The following is an 18,606-nucleotide window of genomic DNA, read 5'->3' on the forward strand; positions in this document are numbered from 1 at the left end:
GTGGGGGGAGCCGACCCCTGCCTGTCTCGGCTCCCGGGCCCGATCAGCAGACCGGAAGCGGCTGGTCCGAACCCGATGCGGAGCCGCTGCCCGCCGAACCCGTTCCGGCCGAGCCGCTCCCGCCCGAGCCGCTCGCCGAACCACTGCCCGCGGAACCGCTGGCCGAGCCGCTGCCCGCGGAACCGGAACTCGACGAACCTGGGAACAGCGAGGAGACCGGCGGGCAGGCGCCGCCCTTGCCCACGACGTAGACGATGGACGAGTTGCTGAACCCCTGCCGGACGCCGACGGTGTAGGTGCCGTCGTTGGCCGGGTGCCAGGGCAGGTTCGCGGCGGCGCCCGAGCCGTAGGAGGTCGGGGTCAGGGTGCCGATGACCGCACCGTTCACCAGGAAGTCGACCGGGCTGAGCTGGTCGGTGCCGCCCAGCGCGGCCTGGATGACGCAGCCGTCGGCGACACTGCACGGCTTGTCGCTGGTGAGCCCGGCGACGCTGATGTTCTCGACGGACGCGCCGGCCGGACCGGCCAGCATCGAGCCGGCCAGGAGAGCGAGGGCCGCGGCCGCGCTCGCGCCCACGGCGGGCGCTCTCAGGCCTCGGAATGGGTGATTGCTCATGGGGTGATTCCTTTCGGCGCGTTGAAGGGGTCGCGCCGGGCGGACTGTAACAGTGGCGGACTGTGAAAGTTCACGAAATCGCCACTGCTGCAACATTATTCGGTTATCGAATAACCTCGAAGCGCTTACCCGCCGGTCGCATAGCGCCGGACCAGCTCCGCGCCCAGCCGCGCCAGCTCGGCGCGCACCGACTCCGGCTCGACGACCTCCACGGCCGCGCCCCAGCCCGCCAGCTGCTGCGCGATCATGAGCGGCGTCGGCGCGGTGACCCGGGCGCGCACCCGCCCGTCGTCGGCCGGGCCGTCCAGAACGCAGTGCCGCCCTTGCTGTTCGCGCAGCACGGGCGCGAGTGACGCCGTGACCAGCACGGTCGCCGAGAGCGTCGAGCGCTGCCGTTCGACCTCCTCCACCACCTCCGACCAGGCCGCGGACAAATCGAACTCCTCCGGCCGATGGGCCATCTCGTCGGTGAGCTCCACGCTCGAGATCCGGTCCACGCGGAAGGTTCGGCGCCCGCGCTCGGTTCCGGCCACCAGGTACCAGATGCCGTCCTTGTCGACCAGGCCCCACGGATCCACCAGCCGCAGGGTCCGCTGCCCGGCCCGGTCGTAGTCGAGCCGGATCCGGCGGCGGAGCACCACCGCACGCTGGAGCTCGTCCACCCGAGCAGGTGGCCGATCATCCGATTCGCCCCAGCGGGCCGGGTCCACCACGATCGCGCCCGCCGCCGCCTCGGCCTCGGTCCGGAACGGTTGCGGCAAGGCCCGCAACAGCTTTCGCAGCGCCAACCGGGTGGCGTGGGTGGTCGTGGCCACCGGGCCCAGCATCAGGAACAGGGCCTGGGCCTCGGTGGCGGTGAGGCCGCTGAGATCTGTGCGCGCGCCGCCGACCAGCGCCCAGCCGCCACCGCGTCCAGGCTGCGGATAGACCGGAATCCCGGCCGCGGAGAGGGCTTCCAGATCCCGGCGGGCGGTCGCCACCGACACCTCGAGCTCGGCCGCGACCTCGGCCGCGGTCACCCGGCCCCGGATCTGCATGAAGAGCAGGGTGGCCACCAGTCGATCCGCGCGCATATCCGGAATTCTGCCCGCGAAAGTGCTCATTTGGTGAGCACTTTGGAGGTGATGATGATTTCCAGACCAGCACCCCCGACCGAGGAGAACGACCATGCTGCGTGGAATGGCCACCGTCAACTACTTCGCCGACGATCTGGAGGCGGCCAAGGACTGGTACAGCGAACTGCTCGGTGTCACGCCGTATTTCACCGTGCCGGGCGGGTACCACGAGTTCCGCATCGGCGACTACCAGGCCGAGTTGGGCATCATCAACAGGAAGTTCGCGCCCTCCCACCCGGATCGCCCGGGCGGCCAGATCGTGAACTGGCATGTCGACGATGTGGCGGCCACCTTCGAGCGCCTGCTCGACATGGGGGCCACCGTCTACGAGCCGATCATCGAACGCGGCGCGGGGACCGGATTCGTGACGGCCTCGGTGGTGGACCCGTTCGGCAATGTCCTCGCCATCATGACCAATCCGCACTATCTGGCGGTTCTGGCCGAGTCCCGGGCCGATCGGTAGGGCTTGCCGACCGATCCGGCTCGGGCTGCCGTCACGGCGGTGAATGTCGTGGTCTCCATTGCACGTGATACTCCTTCCGGCACTTCGCATCACGAGTGCCGAGGCGGACTGTAACAGTGGGAACGCGCTTACTCGGCCAAAATGAAACGAATGCATTTCAAGTCGGGATCCAGTGGTTCGGGGCGCAAGATAACAGCGGGTACCGACAAAGGCGGGGCACGGCGGCCCTGGCCACGCGGAGTAGTCCACGGCGCGCCGAAACATCCACAGCCTCGGTGAATCCCGAGGTCGGGCGCCGGGCGCGGTCCGGGATCCGGCGCACGCTCGACGCCATGAACACGCCCATCGAACCCACGCCACCCATCGAACCCACGCCGCCCGGCGGTGCGCCGCCACCGGGCGAGCCCGACTCCGCCGCCGATCCGCTGTTCGAGAATCCGGTGGCGCCCGGGCCGCGCCTGCGGGCGCCCGGTGATCTGATCGCCGCGGTTCCGGCCATGCTCGGATTCATGCCCGCTCGTTCGCTGGTGGTGACCGTGCTGAGATCGGATCCGGCGCTGGCGGGTGCGGCCGCGGTCGAGGTGGTAACCCGCATGGATCTCGACAATCCGGGTCGGAGCGCGACCGGGATGCTGGTCGAGCGGGTCGCGGGAGTCTGTGTGCGGCACCGGGCCGTCGCGGCGCTGGCGCTCATCGTCGACGACCGAGCCACCGTGCCGACCCGGAAGCATCGGGGAGCGCGCGGGCGCAAGCATCGCGACCTCGCCGCGGCGCTGGAACATCGGCTGGATGTCTGCGCCGTGCCGTTGGCCGGGGCCTGGGCGGTGCGGGCCATCGGGGCGGAACTGCCGTGGTGGACCGTGTCCGGGCCGTGGTCGCGCGGGGTGCAGCCCGATCCGGCGGCATCGATGGTGACGTTGCGGCACGTGCTGGAGGGCAGGCCGTTGCGGGGATCCCGGCAGGAGTTGACCGATGTGCTCGCCGTCGATCCGGTGGCGCGGGATGCGACCGCCGCGGCCCTGGAGGTCACGGTCGCCGCCGCGGCCCGGCCGCCGGCACGCGTTGATCCGCGGGTGGGGTTGCGGCTCGAGGTGTGCCGGATGCTGCGCTATCTGAAACGCGTCGAGGAGGGGGCGCGGCTCATGCCCGCCGAGATGGCGGATGTGGCGGTGGCGCTGCGGGATTCGACGCTGCGCGACATCATGTTCGGGCTCGCGCCGGGCCCGCGCGCCAACGGAGCGGAGGCGCTGTGGCTGCAACTGGTCCGGGCACTGCCGGACCCCGATCGCGCGGAAGCGGCGGCGCTGCTGGGCTATTGCGCCTACGTGCGCGGCGACGGACCGTTCGCGGGGGTTGCGCTGGATGCCGCGCTGGCCGCGGATCCCGAGCATCGCATGGCGATGTTGCTGGAAGTGGGCTTGCGGACGGGCATGCGGCCGGAGCGGCTACAGCGCCTCGCTGACTCCGGCCGGGAGGCGGCCGCCGAACTCGGCATTCGCCTCGGGCCGGAGCCGCGGTGAGGAGTCAGCGCGCGCTGTGCGCGCGGTCGCCCAGGGTGCGCAGGAAATCCCAGGCGTCGGCGACGATCTCATCGAGATCGGTGTGCTCGGGCCGCCAGCCGAGTTCGGCGATGGCCTTGGCGCTGGAGGCGACCAGCACGGCCGGGTCACCGGCGCGGCGCGGCGCGTCCACCGAATTGATGGGCAGCCCCGTCACCCGTTCGCACGCCGAAATGACCTCGCGTACCGAGAAACCGGTGCCGCTACCCAGATTGAAGATGCGGTGCGCACCCGGCTGAGACTCCGCCAGCGCTCGCAGGTGCGCCTGCGCCAGGTCCCGGATATGGATGTAGTCGCGCACCGCGGTGCCGTCCGGCGTCGGGTAGTCGGTGCCGAATACCGAGATCGACTCGCGATGACCCAGGGCGGTCTGCAATACCAGGGGGATGAGATGGGTTTCCACCACACGGTTCTCGCCGAGTCCGGCGTAGGCGCCGGCCACATTGAAATAGCGCAGGCTGGTCGCGGCCAGGCCGTGGGCCGCCGCGTACGAGGTGATGGCGTAGTCGATGGACAGCTTGGACGCACCGTAGGGGTTGGTCGGCTGCTTCGCGGCGTCCTCGACGATCGGCACCTGCTCCGGCTCGCCGTACACGGCCGCCGTGGAGGAGAACACCAGCCGCGGGGTGCCGGCCGCGCGCATGGCTTCGAGCAGCGCGAAGGTCTTCACCACATTGCCGTGCCAGTACTTCTCCGGCGCCACCACCGATTCGCCGACCAGCGACTGCGCCGCGAAATGCAGCACGCCGTCGAAGGATTCGGCTGCGACGAGCTCGACGCCCGCGGTGGCGATATCGCCCTCGACGAACTTGGCCCCGACAGGGACGCCGTCGGCATTGCCGGTGGACAGATCATCGACGACCACGACCTCATGGCCGTCCTCGAGCAGAACCTGCGCGCAGACGCTACCGACGTAGCCGGCGCCTCCGGTAACCAGAAGCTTCACGTATCAGACCAACTTCACTTGGACGGCGTGCGCCATCTCATCGGACAGTTCGAATCCCTCATGACCGGGCACGGAGATGATCACCGCACCGGGCTTGGTCTCCACGGTCACGCGGGCATTGGGCACCACGCCCGCCTCCCGGAGCTGATTGATGGTCTCCGGATCGGTCTGGATGTGCTCCGACAGCCGGCGCACCACCACGGCCTGCGCCTGCCCGGTGGGCAGGTCACTGAGCCGGACCAGCCTCTCATCGCCCGAGGAATTGGGCACGATGCCCAGCTCGTCCAAGCCCGGAATGGGATTGCCGTAAGGGGAGGTGGTGGGGTGGTTGAGCACCTCCACCAGGCGGCGCTCCACTTCCTCGCTCATCACATGCTCCCAGCGGCACGCCTCGGCGTGCACGTTCTCCCAGTCCAGTCCGATGATGTCGACCAGCAACCGTTCGGCCAGCCGGTGCTTGCGCATCACCGCGACCGCCATGGAGCGGCCCTTCTCGGTCAGTTCGAGGTGGCGATCACCGGCGACGGTCAGCAGACCGTCGCGCTCCATCCGCGCGACCGTCTGGCTCACTGTGGGCCCGCTCTGCTCGAGGCGTTCGGCGATGCGGGCGCGCAGCGGCGTGACACCCTCTTCCTCGAGGTCGTAGATGGTACGGAGATACATCTCCGTGGTGTCGACCAGATCCTTCACCTGTTAAACCCCTTCGTCGGCACGAATTCTACCCATGCACGGCGGCTGCACCGGGCGACAGCTTATTTTGCGAACGCACCGTCAACACCCAGGACGGGCAGCGTGTTCCCTGCGGGTTTCGTCGGTGACACCCTGCCATCCCGGTACGACAGCATTGCGGTGTCCAAAGCCTACGAACCCCGACGACGCATTAGCGTGGCAGGTATGCCTGGCCGAGCTCATGGTGACGGATTCCTGTCTGGCGACGGAAACCCTTCCCGCGACGGAACCATTGTCTGGACCGATAGGTTCCTCGACTACACCTGGACCCCGGAGCATCCGATGCGGCCGGTCCGGCTGCGGTTCACCATGGCGCTCGCCGAGGGGCTCGGACTGCTCGACGGCGTGGAGCGGCTCACACCCGTCGCGGCCGGGGAAACGGAACTGTTGCGGGTGCACACCCCCGACTACATCGAGGCGGTCAAGCACGCTCAGCAACCTCCGGGCCCCACCCCGACCGCGCCGCCCTACGGGCTCGGGTCGGCGGACAATCCGGTGTTCCCGCACATGCACGAGGCGGCGTCGGTGATCGTGGGCGGCACGCTCGCGGCCGCGCAGGAGATCGCCGCCGGACGCACCCGGCGGGCGGTGAGCATCGGTGGTGGCATGCATCACGCCATGCCGGCCTCGGCAGCGGGGTTCTGTGTGTACAACGATGTAGCGGTGGCGATTTCCTGGTTGCTGGACAACGGCTTCGACCGCATCGCCTACATCGATGTGGACGTGCACCATGGTGACGGCGTGCAGCGGGTCTTCTACGGTGACCCACGCGTGCTGACCATTTCGGTGCACCAGCACCCGGCGACGTTGTGGCCCAACACCGGCTGGCCGGAGGAGACCGGGGCGGGTCCGGCCGAGGGCACGGCCATCAACCTGCCGATAATGCCCGGAACCCGGGACCCGCTGTGGCTGCGCGGTTTCCACGCGGTGGTGCCGGGCGCGCTGGCGGCGTTCCGGCCGCAGATCGTGATCAGCCAGTGCGGTGTCGACACCCATCGCGAGGATCCGCTCGCGGATCTGGAACTCAGCGTGGATGGCCAGCGCGCGGCCTTCATCGCCATGCGCGATCTCGCGGACCGGTATGCCGAGGGCCGCTGGCTGGCGGTCGGCGGCGGCGGGTATGGGCTCATCCGGGTGGTGCCCCGGGCCTGGACCCATCTACTGGCTACGGCTCTGGACCGCACCATCGATCCGGCCACTCCGACGCCGACCCCGTGGCGTGAGCAGGTCGGCAACTACGCGCCCATGGTCGCCGCGCCCGAGACCATGGGCGATGGCGCCGACACCAGTTACGTACGCTGGGACGGCCCCGGCGGCGGCCGTGATACCGGCGATGAGCGCATCGACCGCGCCCGCCGGGCTCTCGACACATCCGTATTGGCTACGCGCCGGGCGAGTTTCGGCCTGCTCGGCCTGGATCCGGAGGATCCCCGTGACTGACCCCGTCGATTCCGTCTCGCTGTCCGGCGATGGCAGCACGCCTCCGGCGCCCGCCCCGCCGCTGCCGCCGGACACCCCCGGCACCCCGGTGAATCCGCCTCCGCCGCCGGAGCATTGGTTCGCCGACGTGCTCGCCTCGGACGGCGGCGTGGTCCGGCTGCGGCCGATCACGCCGGATGACGCGGAGGCGTTGGAGCGGTTCCACGAGCGGCTTTCGGATCGCACCCGGTATCTGCGGTACTTCGGGCCGTACCCGCGCATGACGCCGAAGGATCTGTACCGGAGCACGCACGTGGACTATCGGGATCGGGTCGGGCTGGTGACCGAGCTCGGCGACGAGATCATCGCGGTGGGCCGCTATGAGTATCTGGCCGACCGGCCGCAACCGCGCGCGGCCGAGGTGGCTTTCGTGGTGGCCGATGGGCATCAGGGGCGCGGGCTGGGCTCGATCCTGCTCGAGCATCTGGCGGGCGCGGCGGCCGAGAACGATATCGAGACCTTCGTGGCCGAGGTGCTGGCCGAGAACAACGCCATGGTGCAGGTCTTCCGCGACGCCGGATATCAAGTGCAGCGCAGCCGCGACGGGTCGGTGCTACATCTGGAATTCGCCATCGACCCCACCGAGGCGCTGCTGTCGGTGCGGGATTCGCGCGAGCGAGCCTCGGAGGCGCGCAGTGTCGGGAATCTGCTGTCGCCCAGGTCCATCGCGGTGATCGGGGCGACCCCGTCGACCAGCCGGGTGGGTGGCGCGGTACTGGCCAACCTGCTGTCGGGGGCCTACCAGGGGCCGGTTTTCCCGGTGAATCGCAATCGCACCGCTGTGCGCGGGGTGCGTGCCTACCCGACGGTGCGCGACATTCCGGACGAGGTCGATCTGGCGGTGATCGCGGTGCCGGCCACCGAGATCGGTTCGGTGCTCGACGACTGTATGGCCAAGGGCGTCAAGGGTTTGGTGGTGCTGACCGCCGGATTCTCCGAGACCGGACCGTACGGCTATCAGGCGGAGCGGGACCTGGTCGACGCCGCGCGGGCGCACGGGATGCGGGTGGTGGGGCCGAGCGCGCTCGGCATTGCCAATACCGATCCCGGAATCGCCCTGAACGCCACGCTCGCACCGGTGCTGCCCGGCCGCGGCCGCATCGGATTCTTCTGTCAGTCCGGGCCTTTGGGCGCGGCCATTCTCGGTGAGGCGGCGGCGCGGCAGCTGGGGCTGTCCACCTTCGTGTCCGCGGGCAACCGCGCCGATGTGTCCGGCAACGACCTGCTTCAGTACTGGGACAGCGACCCGGATACCGATGTGGTGCTGCTGTATCTGGAGACCTTCGGCAATCCGCGCAAGTTCTCCCGCATCGCGCGCCGGGTCGCCCACACCAAACCCATTGTGGCCGTGAACAGCGGTCGCAATGTCGCCCGCGTGGGCGGGGACCGGGATCTGGATCAGTCGCTGGTGCGCAATCTGTTCGCACAGGCGGGGATCATCCAGGTCGATTCCATCACCGAGCTTTTCGACTGCGCCATGCTGCTGGCCTATCAGCCACTCCCCGCCGGGCCGCGGCTGGCGGTGGTCGGCAACAGTGCCGCGCTGAGCTGGCTGGCGGTCGACGCCGCACGCGGTGAGGGACTCGAGGCGGGTGAGCCCATCGATCTCGGGCCGCAGGCCGGCCCGGCCGACTATCTGACCGCGGTCGCCGCGGCCGTCACCGATGAGTCGGTGGACGCGGTCATCGTCATCTACTCGCCGCCGGTCCCCGCGGCTGTCGCCTCCTACGCCGAGGCCATTCGCTCCGGGGCCCAATCAGACCCGGCCACACCGGTTCTCACCACCTTCGTCGCCGACCAGGGCATGCCCAACCTGCTCGCCACGCGCGGGCTGGCCGGGATCCTCGAGCGTGGCTCCATTCCCTCCTACGGGGATCCGGAGCGGGCCGCGCGGGCGCTGGCGCGGGCGCGGCGCTATGCCGACTGGCGCACCCGTCCGCTGTCGCCGGTGGCCCGCCCCGGCGGCGTCGATCCTGCGCGGGCCCGGGAACTGGTGACCGAGTGGATGTCCGAGGACGCCGCGCACTGGCTCACCGATCTACAGGCGGCGGAACTGCTGGGCTGCTATGGGATTCGCGTGGTGGAGTTCCGCGAGGTGATCGACGCCGGCGCCGCGGTGGAGGCCGCCAAGGAACTCGGCTTCCCGGTGGCGGCCAAGGCCACCGGCGAAATGTGGCGCAACCGGCCGGATCTCACGGGAGTTCGCCTGGATCTGTGGCGGCCGGACGCGGTGCGGCGGGCCTTCACCGACCTGTCCGAGATCTCGGGCAATCCGGTGCACATTCAGCGCATGGCCACCAAGGGCGTCGGCTGTACCTTCCGGGTACAGGATGACCCGTCGTTCGGCTCGGTCATCAGCTTCGGCCTCTCGGGCACCATCATCGACCTGCTGGGCGACCGGGTGTACCGGGCGCTGCCGCTGACCGAGGCGGAATCGGCCGAACTCATCGACGCGCCGCGCGCCGCCCCGCTGCTATCGGGCACGGTGGGCGGGCGCGATATCGGCGAGCCGGTCGACAAGGACGCGCTGGCCGAACTGGCGCAAAGGATCTCGGCGCTCTGCGACCACTTGCCGGAGGTGCGGGAGTTGCAGTGCGAACCGGTACTGGCCTCGCCGGAGGGCGCGGCCGTGCTGTACGGGCGGGTGCGGATCGGGCCGGAACCCAACAGGTTCGACATCGGTCCGCGCCGGATGGGTTGAGCAGCCGCCATGAGCGGCCGCGGGCACAGACAAGCATTGCTTCGGAGAGGTGAACGTAGTGCAGGCAAACCAGATCGAGACAGCGACCGCGCCGCTGCGCGACGACATCCGGTTCCTGGGCGGGATCCTCGGCGACACCATTCGCGACCACGAGGGCGCGGACATTTTCGACCTGATCGAGCGGGTCCGGGTGGAGGCGTTCAAGATTCGCCGTTCCGAGGTGGACCGCAGCGCGGTGGCCGACATGCTGCGCGACGTCGACATCCGCACCGCCATCCCGGTCATCCGCGCCTTCAGCCACTTCCTGCTGCTGGCCAATCTGGCCGAGGATCTGCAGCGCGATCGGCGGCGCGCGGTGCACGTGGCGGCGGGTGAGCCGCCCCAGGACTCGAGCCTGGCCGCCACTTACCGCAAGCTCGACGCGACCGGACCGCACGGCGAGGTGGTGGCCGACCTGCTCGCCGACGCGCTGGTGTCCCCGGTCATCACCGCGCATCCGACCGAGACCCGGCGGCGCACCATCTTCGATGTGCAGGGCCGCATCACCGAGCTCATGCGGCGGCGGGCGCGCTACAACCGGTATGAGCCGGAGTTCGCCGAACTCGAGGTCGACATCCGCAGGCAGGTGCTGCAGCTGTGGCGGGCGGCGCTGATTCGGTTGGCGCGCTTGAGGATTCAGGACGAGATCGAAGTGGGGCTGCGCTACTACGACCTGACGCTGTTCGATGTCATCCCGCGCATCAACGATCAGGTGCGGGCCGCGCTGCGCTCGCGGTGGCCCGGGCACGACCTGCTGGCGCGCCCGATCCTGCGGCCCGGCTCGTGGATCGGTGGCGACCGCGACGGCAATCCCTTCGTCACCGCCGACGTGGTGCGCCGCGCCACCCACCGCGCGGGCGCGGTCGCGTTCGAGCGGTATCTGAAATCGCTGCTGGAGCTGGAGAAGACGCTGTCGCAGTCGGCGCGGCTGGTCCCGGTGACGCCCGAGCTCTCGGCCCTGGCCAACGCCGGATTCGACGATTCACCCCAGCGCGCCGACGAGCCGTATCGGCGTGCGCTTCGTGGTATCCGGGCGCGGCTCAGTGCCACCGCACGCCGGGCATTGGGGGAGATCCCGGCGGACGGAATCGATGTCGGCGCGGAGCCCTACGCGGGGCCCGAGGAACTGCTGGCCGATCTGGGCGTGGTCGACGCGTCCATGCGCGCCTCCGGTGACGGTCTGCTGGCCGATGATCAGCTGGCCACGTTGCGGGCAGCGGTGGAGACCTTCGGTTTTCACCTTCAGGGCCTGGATATGCGGCAGAACTCCGAATCCCATGAGCAGGTGGTGGCCGAGCTGTTCGCCTGGGCGGGAGTGCATTCCGACTACGCCTCCCTCGACGAGGCGCAGCGCGTCGAGCTGCTGTCCGCGGAACTGACCACGCGTCGGCCGCTCGTCGGGCCCACCGCACAGCTGAGCGAGCTCGCGACCAAAGAGCTCGCGGTCGTGCGCGCCGCCAAGGCCGCGCTGGACGATCTGGGCCCCGACACCGTGCCCAACTACATCATCAGCATGTGCACCTCGGTCAGCGACATGCTCGAGGCCGCGCTGCTGCTGAAGGAGGCGGGCATCCTCGATCCAGGCGATGCGGACACCCCGCCGTCCAGTCCGGTGGGCGTGGTGCCGCTGTTCGAGACCATCGACGACCTGCGCCATGGCGCCGAGATCCTCTCGGCCGCCCTGGAGGTGCCCGCCTACCACCGCTTGGTGGCCGCGCGCGGCATGCGGCAGGAGGTCATGCTCGGCTATTCCGACTCGAACAAGGACGGCGGTTATCTGGCTGCCAACTGGGCGCTGTATCGGGCCGAGCTGAACCTGGTGGACGTGGCCAACAAGACCGGAATCCGCCTGCGGCTCTTCCACGGTCGCGGCGGCACGATCGGCCGTGGTGGCGGACGCAGTTACGACGCCATCCTGGCCCAGCCCGCCGGTGCGGTGCGCGGTGCGCTGCGCCTGACCGAACAGGGCGAGGTCATCTCCACCAAGTACGCCGACCCAGGTACCGCCTACCGCAATCTCGAGGCCCTGGTCGCGGGGACCCTGGAATCCACCCTCCTCGATGTCGAGGGCCTGGGCGCGGATGCCGAACCCGCCTACGAAATACTGGACGAGCTGGCCGAATCGGCGCGCGCGGCGTATTCGACGCTGGTGCATGAGACCCCCGGTTTCGTCGACTACTTCCGCGCCTCCACCCCCATCGCGGAGGTCGCCGACCTGAACCTGGGCAGCCGTCCCGCCTCCCGCAAACCCACCAACTCCGTCTACGACCTGCGCGCCATTCCGTGGGTCATGGCCTGGAGCCAGTCCCGCGTCATGCTCCCCGGCTGGTATGGCACCGGCACCGCCTTCGAACAGTGGATCGGCGACGACCCGTCCCGCCTGGCCACCCTCTCCGACCTCTACGGCCGCTGGCCCTTCTTCCGCACTGTGCTCTCCAACCTGGCCCAGGTCATGGCCAAGGCGGATATGGACATCGCCGCCCGCTACGCCGACCTGGTCCCCGACAAAGCCTTGCGCGACACCGTCTTCCACATGATCTGCGACGAGTTCGCCCGCACCGTCCGCATGCACGCCGCCATCACCGGTACCGACGAACTCCTCGCCGACAACCCGGCGCTGGCGGAATCCATCCACAACCGCTTCCCCTATCTCGAACCTCTCAATCAGCTCCAGATCGAACTGCTGCGCCGCCGCCGCGCGGGCGACACCTCCGAACTGGCCGAGCGCGGCATCCTGCTCACCATGAACGGCCTGGCTACGGCCCTTCGCAACTCCGGCTAGCCCCGGGCGAACACGGACCTGCTGCCCCTGGCACTGGGGCTGCGGCGATATGTGGAGCCGGTTAGTGGTCGTCGACCTCATCTCGGCCGCCTTTCGCTCATATGGGTAGACGAACTCCTACGGTTGACGGGTAGGTGAAATCCTACCTATTGTGCTGTCATGCCCTACCGCTTGAAGTCCGGAACCGCCGATCGGGTGTTCGGGGCGCTCGCCAATCCCACCAGGCGCGACATTCTCGAGCTGTTGCTCGAGGGAGAGCAGTCGGTGCAGGTGATCGCCGAGCGCTTCGATATGGCGCGGCCCAGTGTGTCCGAGCATCTGAAGGTGCTGCGGGACGCGGGGCTGGTGGCCGAGAACAAGCGCGGCAGGCAGCGGTTCTATCGAGTGGAACCGGATCCCTTGCATGACCTGCAGTCCTGGCTCGATCCGTTCGAACGATTCTGGCGGGCCCGGCTGCGCGATCTGGGCGCGGTGCTCGACGCCATGCCCGACGAGCTCGAGGAGAAGGGCCGATGACCGACGACATCACCAGGATCGAACTCGATCACTACTACCCGTATCCGCCGGAGAAGGTCTGGCGAGCGCTCATCACGCCGGAACTCATGGGGCAGTGGATGATGCAGCCGATCGGCTTCGAGCCGGTGGTGGGCACTGTCTTCGAGATGAAGACCCAGCCCATGCCGGGCCAGAACTTCTCCGGCGACATTCGTGGCGAGGTGCTGGAAGTCATTGCGCCGCAACTGCTCAGCGTCAGCTGGAACGATGCGAACTCCGACCGGCCGACCGGCTGGGTGATCAGCTGGAGCCTGCGGCCCGAGGGGCATGGCACTCGAATCCTGTTCAGCCACAGTGGTTTCGACCCGGAGGATCCGGACATGCGGCGGGCGCGCAACATTATGGGCGGCGGCTGGCAGCGCATGCTGGACCGCCTCGAGTCCGTCATCGCCGCCGCCTGACGGACCGTCGCTTCCCGCGGCGGCGGTACTGTCGAGCTGGTTCCGCATCATGTGGCAGCGGCGCGAGGGCGCACTCGCATGGGCCATCGCCGAGGACCTGGGCCGCGACCCCGCGACATGGCGGTGATCGCCTTGGCGCACGTCATTCTCGGCGCCTTGGAGGGCGCCCGCCGCAGCGACGATCCGGCGGGCGCTCTCGTGCGCATCGACGACATGCCCAAACCGGATGGTGCGCGGTCGTCAGTCCGTGAAGGCGGCGGCGTGGTCACGCACCCAGTCGGCGTAGCTGCGCGGTGCCCGACCGAGCACCTGCTCGACATCGCCGGTCACGATCTCGTTGCGTCCGGCGCGCACATAGGCCCGCCCGGCGAGAGACCCGTCGGCGAATTCCTCGGACATGCCCGCGTCGAGCATGAATTCGCGCGCCTGCGTTTCCGAGATGTCGACGACTTCGACCGCGCGGCCCAGCACGGCGGCGAGCGCCGCGGCCTGATCGTGGACGCTGAGCACCTCGGGTCCGGTGAGGGTGTACACCTGCCCGGAGTGCGTGTCCGACAGCAGCGCCGTGGTCGCGACCTCGGAGACATCCCGGGGATCGACGACGCCCTGCCCGCCCGTGCCGGTCATATTCGGCACCGGCTGTCCCGCCCGCAGCATCGGCGCCCAGCTCAGGGTGTTCGAGGCGAAACTGCTGGGCCGCAGGATCGTCCATGCCGCACCGCTGTCCCGGACGGCCTGCTCGCCCGGCATGTGCCAGGTGCCGACTCGCCCCAGTTCGGTGTCGCCGGTGCCGATGGCGGACAGCTTGACCAAGCGCCGCACCCCGGCCGCACATGCCGCCGCGACCAGTGCGCGATCCAGCTCGACATAGTCCGGACCCAGCAGCCCGACCAGGAATGCGGCCTCCGCGCCGGCGAAGGCGGCGGTCATGGATTCGATATCCGCGTAGTCGCCGCGGACCACCTCGGCCTCGGCCGGCAGCTGCGCGTGCTCCGGATCCCGGGTCACCGCACGAACTTTCACATCCTTGTCCGCCAACAGCCGGACGACTTCACTGCCGATGGTGCCCGTCGCACCCGTGATAACGATCATGCTCATCACCCTGCCGAGCCCGCGCCCTCGCACTCTAGGAAAAACCGGCACAGCCCCGGCGCGCGGCGATGCCTACAGTTGATCGGGTGACCACCCCGCAACTCCAGGCCCCCGTCGTCACGGCCGACGAGCTCGAGCGCCGCTCGAGTCCGCCGGAGTCGCTGCGTCCGTGGATCACCGAGGTCGCCCAGATCCCGATGGTCCAGCCGGGTTCCATGGCCTTCACCCATGTGCCCCAGGCGGTCACCACGATCGTGCTGCGCACCGAGGCATCCGGTCGTCGCGACGCCCTCGTGGTCGGTCCACGGACCCGGGCCACCTATGCCAATCCGGACAAGTCCGCTGGCTGCACGCGAATTCGGCTGGCTCCCGGCGCATCCCAGCCGCTGCTCGGCATTCCCGCCGTCGACCTCACCAACCGGGTCACGATGCTGGCCGACGTGCCCGGCGCTGCGGCGGATCTCGCCGACGCCCTCACCGAGCTGGCTCCTGCCGAGATCGTGCCCTTCCTGGAATCCGAACTCCCGCAACGCCTCTCCGAAGACCGAACCCGGCGCGACCACCGCCGTCTGCTCGGCTCCGCCGTGGCGGCCATGGACGCCACCGCGTCCATCACGGATCTGGCCGCCGCCCTCGCTGTCAGCGAGCGTCAGCTGCGCAATCTCTTCACCAGTGGAATCGGCGTCTCACCGAAGCATTACGCCCGCATCACCCGCATCCGCCGCATCCTCTCCGCGGCGGGCAACACCCCCTGGTCCCACCTCGCCACCGCCGCGGGCTACTACGACCAGTCACACATGACGGCTGATTTTCGATCGCTCATGGGAGTTGCGCCCACCGCGTACTTCCGCGGCGACATCCCCGCTCCCACGCCCTGCCAATCCCTGACCAGTCTGTAAGACCCCGGATACGACATCCGCCGACCGACTCCGCTCGCCCGGAGAGGAACCTACGGGGAGCGGAATCGATCGGCGGAGATCGGGCCGTCGCCTCGAGGACGGCCCGATGATCAGGGGGTGGAGCCGGGCAGGGGGACCGGTTCCACGGCGTGCGAACTAGCTCGCGTAGGCACGCAGGCGGTCGGCGCGCTCGCCCTTGCGGAGCTTGGACATGACCTCGCGCTCGATCTGGCGGACGCGCTCCCGGGACAGGCCGAAGAGCTTGCCGATCTGGTCGAGGGTACGCGGCTGGCCGTCGTCGAGGCCGTAGCGCAGGCGGATGACCTGCTGTTCGCGCTCGTCCAGGGTGGCCAGCACGCTGCGCACGTCGCGGTGCAGCAGGCCGGCGATGACCGCGCTCTCGGCGGAGGTCGCCTCGGAGTCCTCGATGAAGTCGCCGAGCGGCGCCTCTTCGTCATTGCCGACCGGCATGTCCAGGGATACCGGGTCGCGGCTGTGGTCGAGCAGGTCGGCGATCTTGTCGACCGGAATGCCCGACTCCGCGGCCAGTTCCGCGTCGGTGGCCTCACGGCCCAGCTGCTGGTGCAGCTCACGCTTGATGCGGGCCAGCTTGTTCACTTGCTCGACCAGGTGGACGGGGAGGCGGATGGTGCGGGACTGATCGGCCATACCCCGGGTGATGGCCTGGCGAATCCACCAGGTGGCGTAGGTCGAGAACTTGAAGCCCTTGGTGTAATCGAACTTCTCCATGGCGCGGATGAGACCCAAATTGCCCTCCTGGATCAGGTCCAGCAGGGGCATGCCACGGCCGGTGTAGCGCTTGGCCAATGAGACCACGAGGCGGAGGTTGGCTTCCAGCAGGTGCTGGCGGGCTGCCTGACCCTCGCGAACCAGGATCGCCAGATCCTTCTTCTTCGCGGCGGACAGGCGCTTGCTCGTCTCCAGCAGGTGCTGAGCGTAGAGGCCCGCCTCGATGCGCTTGGCCAGCTCAACCTCGTCGGCCGCCGTGAGCAGCGCCGTCTTACCGATCCCATTCAGGTACACGCGTACCAGGTCAGCGGCGGGGCTCTGGGCATCGAGATCTTGTTCGCTGGTGCGCACGTCAGTGGTGGCGGGGCTTGTCATGACTTGCCTCCTGTCGGTGGTGTCTCGTTCCGTTCAACGGACCCGACCTCAGGAAAGTTCCCCGCCGGAACACTGGTAAACCGCATCTGAGCTGCGGTTTTCACGTCGCACGGCTGAGAAGTTCCTGAGAAGCGCGCATCGGGGAGGAACGCGCACCGCCGGCGGAGGGCCCTCGGTGTCCGGGTGGTTGCCACCGCCGGGCTCGAACTTCTCGACGCGCCAATCGAATACGTGTGAACGGGCCTTGCCCGGGCGCCGTGATTCGAGCACGTGTTAGAACGATCCGCAGGTCGCCCGCATTCCCGGGCCGCGCCACATCGATATCCGAGCGACACGTGATCGTGACGGACCGCACTACCCCTCAGCGGCGATTCCCGGGCGTCAGCACGGGTGGATCAGGCCGTGGCGGACCAGCCCGGACACCACCGTCATGGCCGCGGTCTCGAACTCGGGGGTGGCGGCGTCGCCGGTCTCGCCGAAGGCGAGCAGATCCACGAGTTCGCGCAGCGGCAGCCCGTCGGGGCGCATCCCGGCCAGCAGCGCGGCGATGGTGTCGTCGATCTCATGCTGCCAGCGCGGGCCGTCGCCGCGGTGCAGCCGAGCCACGGCCTGCGCCCAGCCCTCGTCGCCGGGGAGGTAGACGCGTTCGAGGGCCGTGGCCCGATCGACCGCGTAGCGCGCGTCGAGGATGCGGTCCGGGTCGGCGGCCGCGGCCCGCAGCCAGGCCGAACGCTCGAAGTAGGCGATGGCCTCCGGGCCGAGTGGGTCGTCGAAGCCGTGGGTGAGGTCCTCGGCGAGCAGTTCGGTCGGGCCGTCGATGGCGCGCAGGTAGACGAAGCCGAAGCCGATGCCCTCGACCTCCGCGTCATGGAAGGCGTCGAGCCAGCGTTCGGCACGGGCCTGCGCGGCGCTCTCGCGCGGGTCCAATCCGGCATCGCGCAGCCACGTGCCGACGTACAGGGCCGGATCGGCGATATCGCGCTGCACGATCCAGGCGTCCACGCCGTGGTCGGGCAGCCAGCTCGCGACGCGGCTGCGCCAGTCCTGGCCTTCGATGTGCACCCACGAGGCGAGCAGCGCGGCGGTGCCGCCCGGGTTCAGCAGGTCCGGCATGCCGGAGATGACGAGTTCGCTCGCGCCGTCGAGGGCGAGGCCGGAGTCGCGGTAGGTGTGCTCGACCCGGGCCGGTCCCACCACGAACGGGGGATTGGCCACCACCTGATCGAAGCGGCGACCTGCCACCGGTTCGAACCAGGAGCCCTCCAGCAGTTCGATATCGAGGCCGTTGAGCGCGGCGGTGGCCTCGGCGAGCCACAGGGCGCGCTGGTTCACGTCGGTACCGGTGACGGTGCGGCCGTAGGCGGCGGCGTGCACTGCCTGCACCCCGCAGCCGGTGCCCAGATCCAGGACGGTGCCGACCCGGCGGGTCGGAGTGGCGCGCAGCAGCGATAGCGAGGCCTGGCCCACGCCGAGCACGTGATCGGCGTCGAGGCTGCGGCGGCGCATGGAGTCGTCGAGATCGGACAGCACCCAGCGGGTGCCCTCGCCGAGGTCGAGGGGCCGCAGGTCCAGCGCGGCGCGCACTTCGCCGCCGTCGCGCTCCACCAGACCCGCCGCGGTGGCGCGGTCGATGCTCACGGGTGAAAGGGCTACTGCCGCTTCGCGTTCGGGGACGGGATCGCCGAGCAGCAGCAGGCGTACCAGGGTGCCGAGCTCGCCGAGATCGGCGGCCGCGCGGCGGACGGGGACGGGTTCGCCGCGGCCGAGGGCGGCGTGGGCGGCGTCGCCCAGCGCGTCGAGCAAGGTGTCCGCGTCGTAGCGGACGCGGGTCAGCGCCGCGCGTAGGTCGGGCGCGAGGTCGGCGAGCAGGGACGATCTGGTCGGCGAGCGCAGGTCCATGGAGCGATTCGTCGGCATGAGTGGGAACTCTGCCACCGCAACCGGTGGGCATCCGGCAGCGGGCCCGACTCGGCTGGTCGGATGGGATGGAAACCGGTTGGTTGCTGGTGGCGGCACCCCAGGAATTCCGGCTCACTTATCGATTAATTTGCGATCTCACCTGCGGTTATTCGACCCGCTCGCGTCGGCCTTCGTTGCTAATGTGA

The 18,606-nt window shown here is 69.4% G+C and carries 15 protein-coding genes; 8 read left to right on the plus strand and 7 right to left on the minus strand.

All coding sequences use genetic code 11. The features are described 5' to 3' along the window. Window positions 1-43: 43 nt before the first annotated feature. Together GLP40_RS12805 and GLP40_RS12810 are read right to left on the minus strand one after the other, a co-directional pair. Window positions 44-616, minus strand: a complete 573-nt coding sequence (locus GLP40_RS12805; RefSeq protein WP_154788077.1) for a hypothetical protein — start codon at window positions 614-616, stop codon at window positions 44-46. A gap of 125 nt (window positions 617-741) precedes the next feature. Further along, entirely contained in the window at window positions 742-1,689 is a 948-nt protein-coding gene (locus GLP40_RS12810) for a helix-turn-helix transcriptional regulator (protein ID WP_154788078.1), read from the minus strand. A 94-nt stretch (window positions 1,690-1,783) separates the two neighbouring features. Between GLP40_RS12810 and GLP40_RS12815 the strand changes: the two genes are divergently transcribed. Then, on the plus strand, window positions 1,784-2,194 hold the full coding sequence (locus tag GLP40_RS12815; protein WP_154788079.1) for a VOC family protein: 411 nt from the start codon (window positions 1,784-1,786) through the stop codon (window positions 2,192-2,194). Between the two features lie 332 nt (window positions 2,195-2,526). Then, complete coding sequence (locus GLP40_RS12820) at window positions 2,527-3,714, plus strand: DUF4192 domain-containing protein (RefSeq protein ID WP_154788080.1); 1,188 nt, start codon at window positions 2,527-2,529, stop codon at window positions 3,712-3,714. Window positions 3,715-3,718: 4 nt separating this feature from the next. On the opposite strand, the gene galE is transcribed toward GLP40_RS12820, so the two are convergent. Together galE and GLP40_RS12830 are read right to left on the minus strand one after the other, a co-directional pair. After that, window positions 3,719-4,699, minus strand: a complete 981-nt coding sequence (galE, locus tag GLP40_RS12825) for a UDP-glucose 4-epimerase GalE (RefSeq protein WP_328290064.1) — start codon at window positions 4,697-4,699, stop codon at window positions 3,719-3,721. Window positions 4,700-4,702: 3 nt separating this feature from the next. Continuing rightward, window positions 4,703-5,389, minus strand: coding sequence for a metal-dependent transcriptional regulator (locus GLP40_RS12830; protein WP_328290065.1), 687 nt, complete (start codon window positions 5,387-5,389; stop codon window positions 4,703-4,705). 204 nt (window positions 5,390-5,593) lie between these two features. Here GLP40_RS12830 and GLP40_RS12835 point away from each other — a divergent pair, with 204 nt between their 5' ends. The 5 genes from GLP40_RS12835 to GLP40_RS12855 all read left to right on the plus strand — a co-directional run bounded on the left by GLP40_RS12835 (window position 5,594) and on the right by GLP40_RS12855 (window position 13,385). Then, window positions 5,594-6,868: an acetoin utilization protein AcuC gene (locus tag GLP40_RS12835; protein WP_154788081.1), complete on the plus strand. Its 1,275-nt coding sequence runs from the start codon at window positions 5,594-5,596 to the stop codon at window positions 6,866-6,868. After that, window positions 6,861-9,608, plus strand: coding sequence for a bifunctional acetate--CoA ligase family protein/GNAT family N-acetyltransferase (locus GLP40_RS12840; RefSeq protein ID WP_407671580.1), 2,748 nt, complete (start codon window positions 6,861-6,863; stop codon window positions 9,606-9,608). Before GLP40_RS12835 ends, GLP40_RS12840 begins: the two co-directional genes overlap by 8 nt. A 58-nt stretch (window positions 9,609-9,666) precedes the next feature. Continuing rightward, window positions 9,667-12,429, plus strand: a complete 2,763-nt coding sequence (ppc, locus tag GLP40_RS12845) for a phosphoenolpyruvate carboxylase (protein WP_328290066.1) — start codon at window positions 9,667-9,669, stop codon at window positions 12,427-12,429. A gap of 159 nt (window positions 12,430-12,588) precedes the next feature. Next, window positions 12,589-12,945 (plus strand): ArsR/SmtB family transcription factor, encoded by a 357-nt coding sequence (locus tag GLP40_RS12850; RefSeq protein WP_154788082.1) that lies wholly within the window; start codon window positions 12,589-12,591, stop codon window positions 12,943-12,945. Then, window positions 12,942-13,385, plus strand: a complete 444-nt coding sequence (locus tag GLP40_RS12855) for an SRPBCC family protein (protein WP_154788083.1) — start codon at window positions 12,942-12,944, stop codon at window positions 13,383-13,385. Before GLP40_RS12850 ends, GLP40_RS12855 begins: the two co-directional genes overlap by 4 nt. Window positions 13,386-13,625: 240 nt before the next feature. Here GLP40_RS12855 and GLP40_RS12860 read toward each other — a convergent pair whose 3' ends face one another. Beyond that, the gene (locus tag GLP40_RS12860) at window positions 13,626-14,477 is read right to left on the minus strand and encodes an NAD(P)H-binding protein (RefSeq protein WP_154788084.1); all 852 of its coding nucleotides are present in this window, start codon (window positions 14,475-14,477) and stop codon (window positions 13,626-13,628) included. A gap of 86 nt (window positions 14,478-14,563) precedes the next feature. On the opposite strand from GLP40_RS12860, the gene GLP40_RS34805 reads away from it, so the two are divergent. Next, window positions 14,564-15,376 (plus strand): helix-turn-helix domain-containing protein, encoded by an 813-nt coding sequence (locus GLP40_RS34805; RefSeq protein WP_196054642.1) that lies wholly within the window; start codon window positions 14,564-14,566, stop codon window positions 15,374-15,376. Window positions 15,377-15,532: 156 nt separating this feature from the next. On the opposite strand, the gene GLP40_RS12870 is transcribed toward GLP40_RS34805, so the two are convergent. Both GLP40_RS12870 and GLP40_RS12875 read right to left on the minus strand, forming a co-directional pair. Continuing rightward, window positions 15,533-16,501 (minus strand): sigma-70 family RNA polymerase sigma factor, encoded by a 969-nt coding sequence (locus tag GLP40_RS12870; RefSeq protein WP_154788086.1) that lies wholly within the window; start codon window positions 16,499-16,501, stop codon window positions 15,533-15,535. A 381-nt stretch (window positions 16,502-16,882) separates the two neighbouring features. Further along, window positions 16,883-18,418 (minus strand): DUF7782 domain-containing protein, encoded by a 1,536-nt coding sequence (locus GLP40_RS12875; protein WP_154788087.1) that lies wholly within the window; start codon window positions 18,416-18,418, stop codon window positions 16,883-16,885. Window positions 18,419-18,606 lie beyond the last annotated feature (188 nt).

Origin of the sequence: Nocardia aurantiaca (genome assembly GCF_009708175.1) — a bacterium.
Taxonomy (GTDB): Bacteria; Actinomycetota; Actinomycetes; order Mycobacteriales; family Mycobacteriaceae; genus Nocardia; species Nocardia aurantiaca.

What these genes read in the sequence shown, in the direction of transcription:
- GLP40_RS12820 (WP_154788080.1), top strand. Translation starts at nt 2,527, where the DNA reads ATGAACACGCCCATCGAACCCACGCCACCCATCGAACCCACGCCGCCC.
- GLP40_RS12850 (WP_154788082.1), top strand. Translation starts at nt 12,589, where the DNA reads ATGCCCTACCGCTTGAAGTCCGGAACCGCCGATCGGGTGTTCGGGGCG.
- GLP40_RS12810 (WP_154788078.1), bottom strand. Translation starts at nt 1,689, where the DNA reads ATGCGCGCGGATCGACTGGTGGCCACCCTGCTCTTCATGCAGATCCGG.
- GLP40_RS12835 (WP_154788081.1), top strand. Translation starts at nt 5,594, where the DNA reads ATGCCTGGCCGAGCTCATGGTGACGGATTCCTGTCTGGCGACGGAAAC.
- GLP40_RS12875 (WP_154788087.1), bottom strand. Translation starts at nt 18,418, where the DNA reads ATGCCGACGAATCGCTCCATGGACCTGCGCTCGCCGACCAGATCGTCC.
- GLP40_RS12855 (WP_154788083.1), top strand. Translation starts at nt 12,942, where the DNA reads ATGACCGACGACATCACCAGGATCGAACTCGATCACTACTACCCGTAT.
- GLP40_RS12870 (WP_154788086.1), bottom strand. Translation starts at nt 16,501, where the DNA reads ATGACAAGCCCCGCCACCACTGACGTGCGCACCAGCGAACAAGATCTC.
- GLP40_RS12805 (WP_154788077.1), bottom strand. Translation starts at nt 616, where the DNA reads ATGAGCAATCACCCATTCCGAGGCCTGAGAGCGCCCGCCGTGGGCGCG.
- GLP40_RS12815 (WP_154788079.1), top strand. Translation starts at nt 1,784, where the DNA reads ATGCTGCGTGGAATGGCCACCGTCAACTACTTCGCCGACGATCTGGAG.
- GLP40_RS12860 (WP_154788084.1), bottom strand. Translation starts at nt 14,477, where the DNA reads ATGATCGTTATCACGGGTGCGACGGGCACCATCGGCAGTGAAGTCGTC.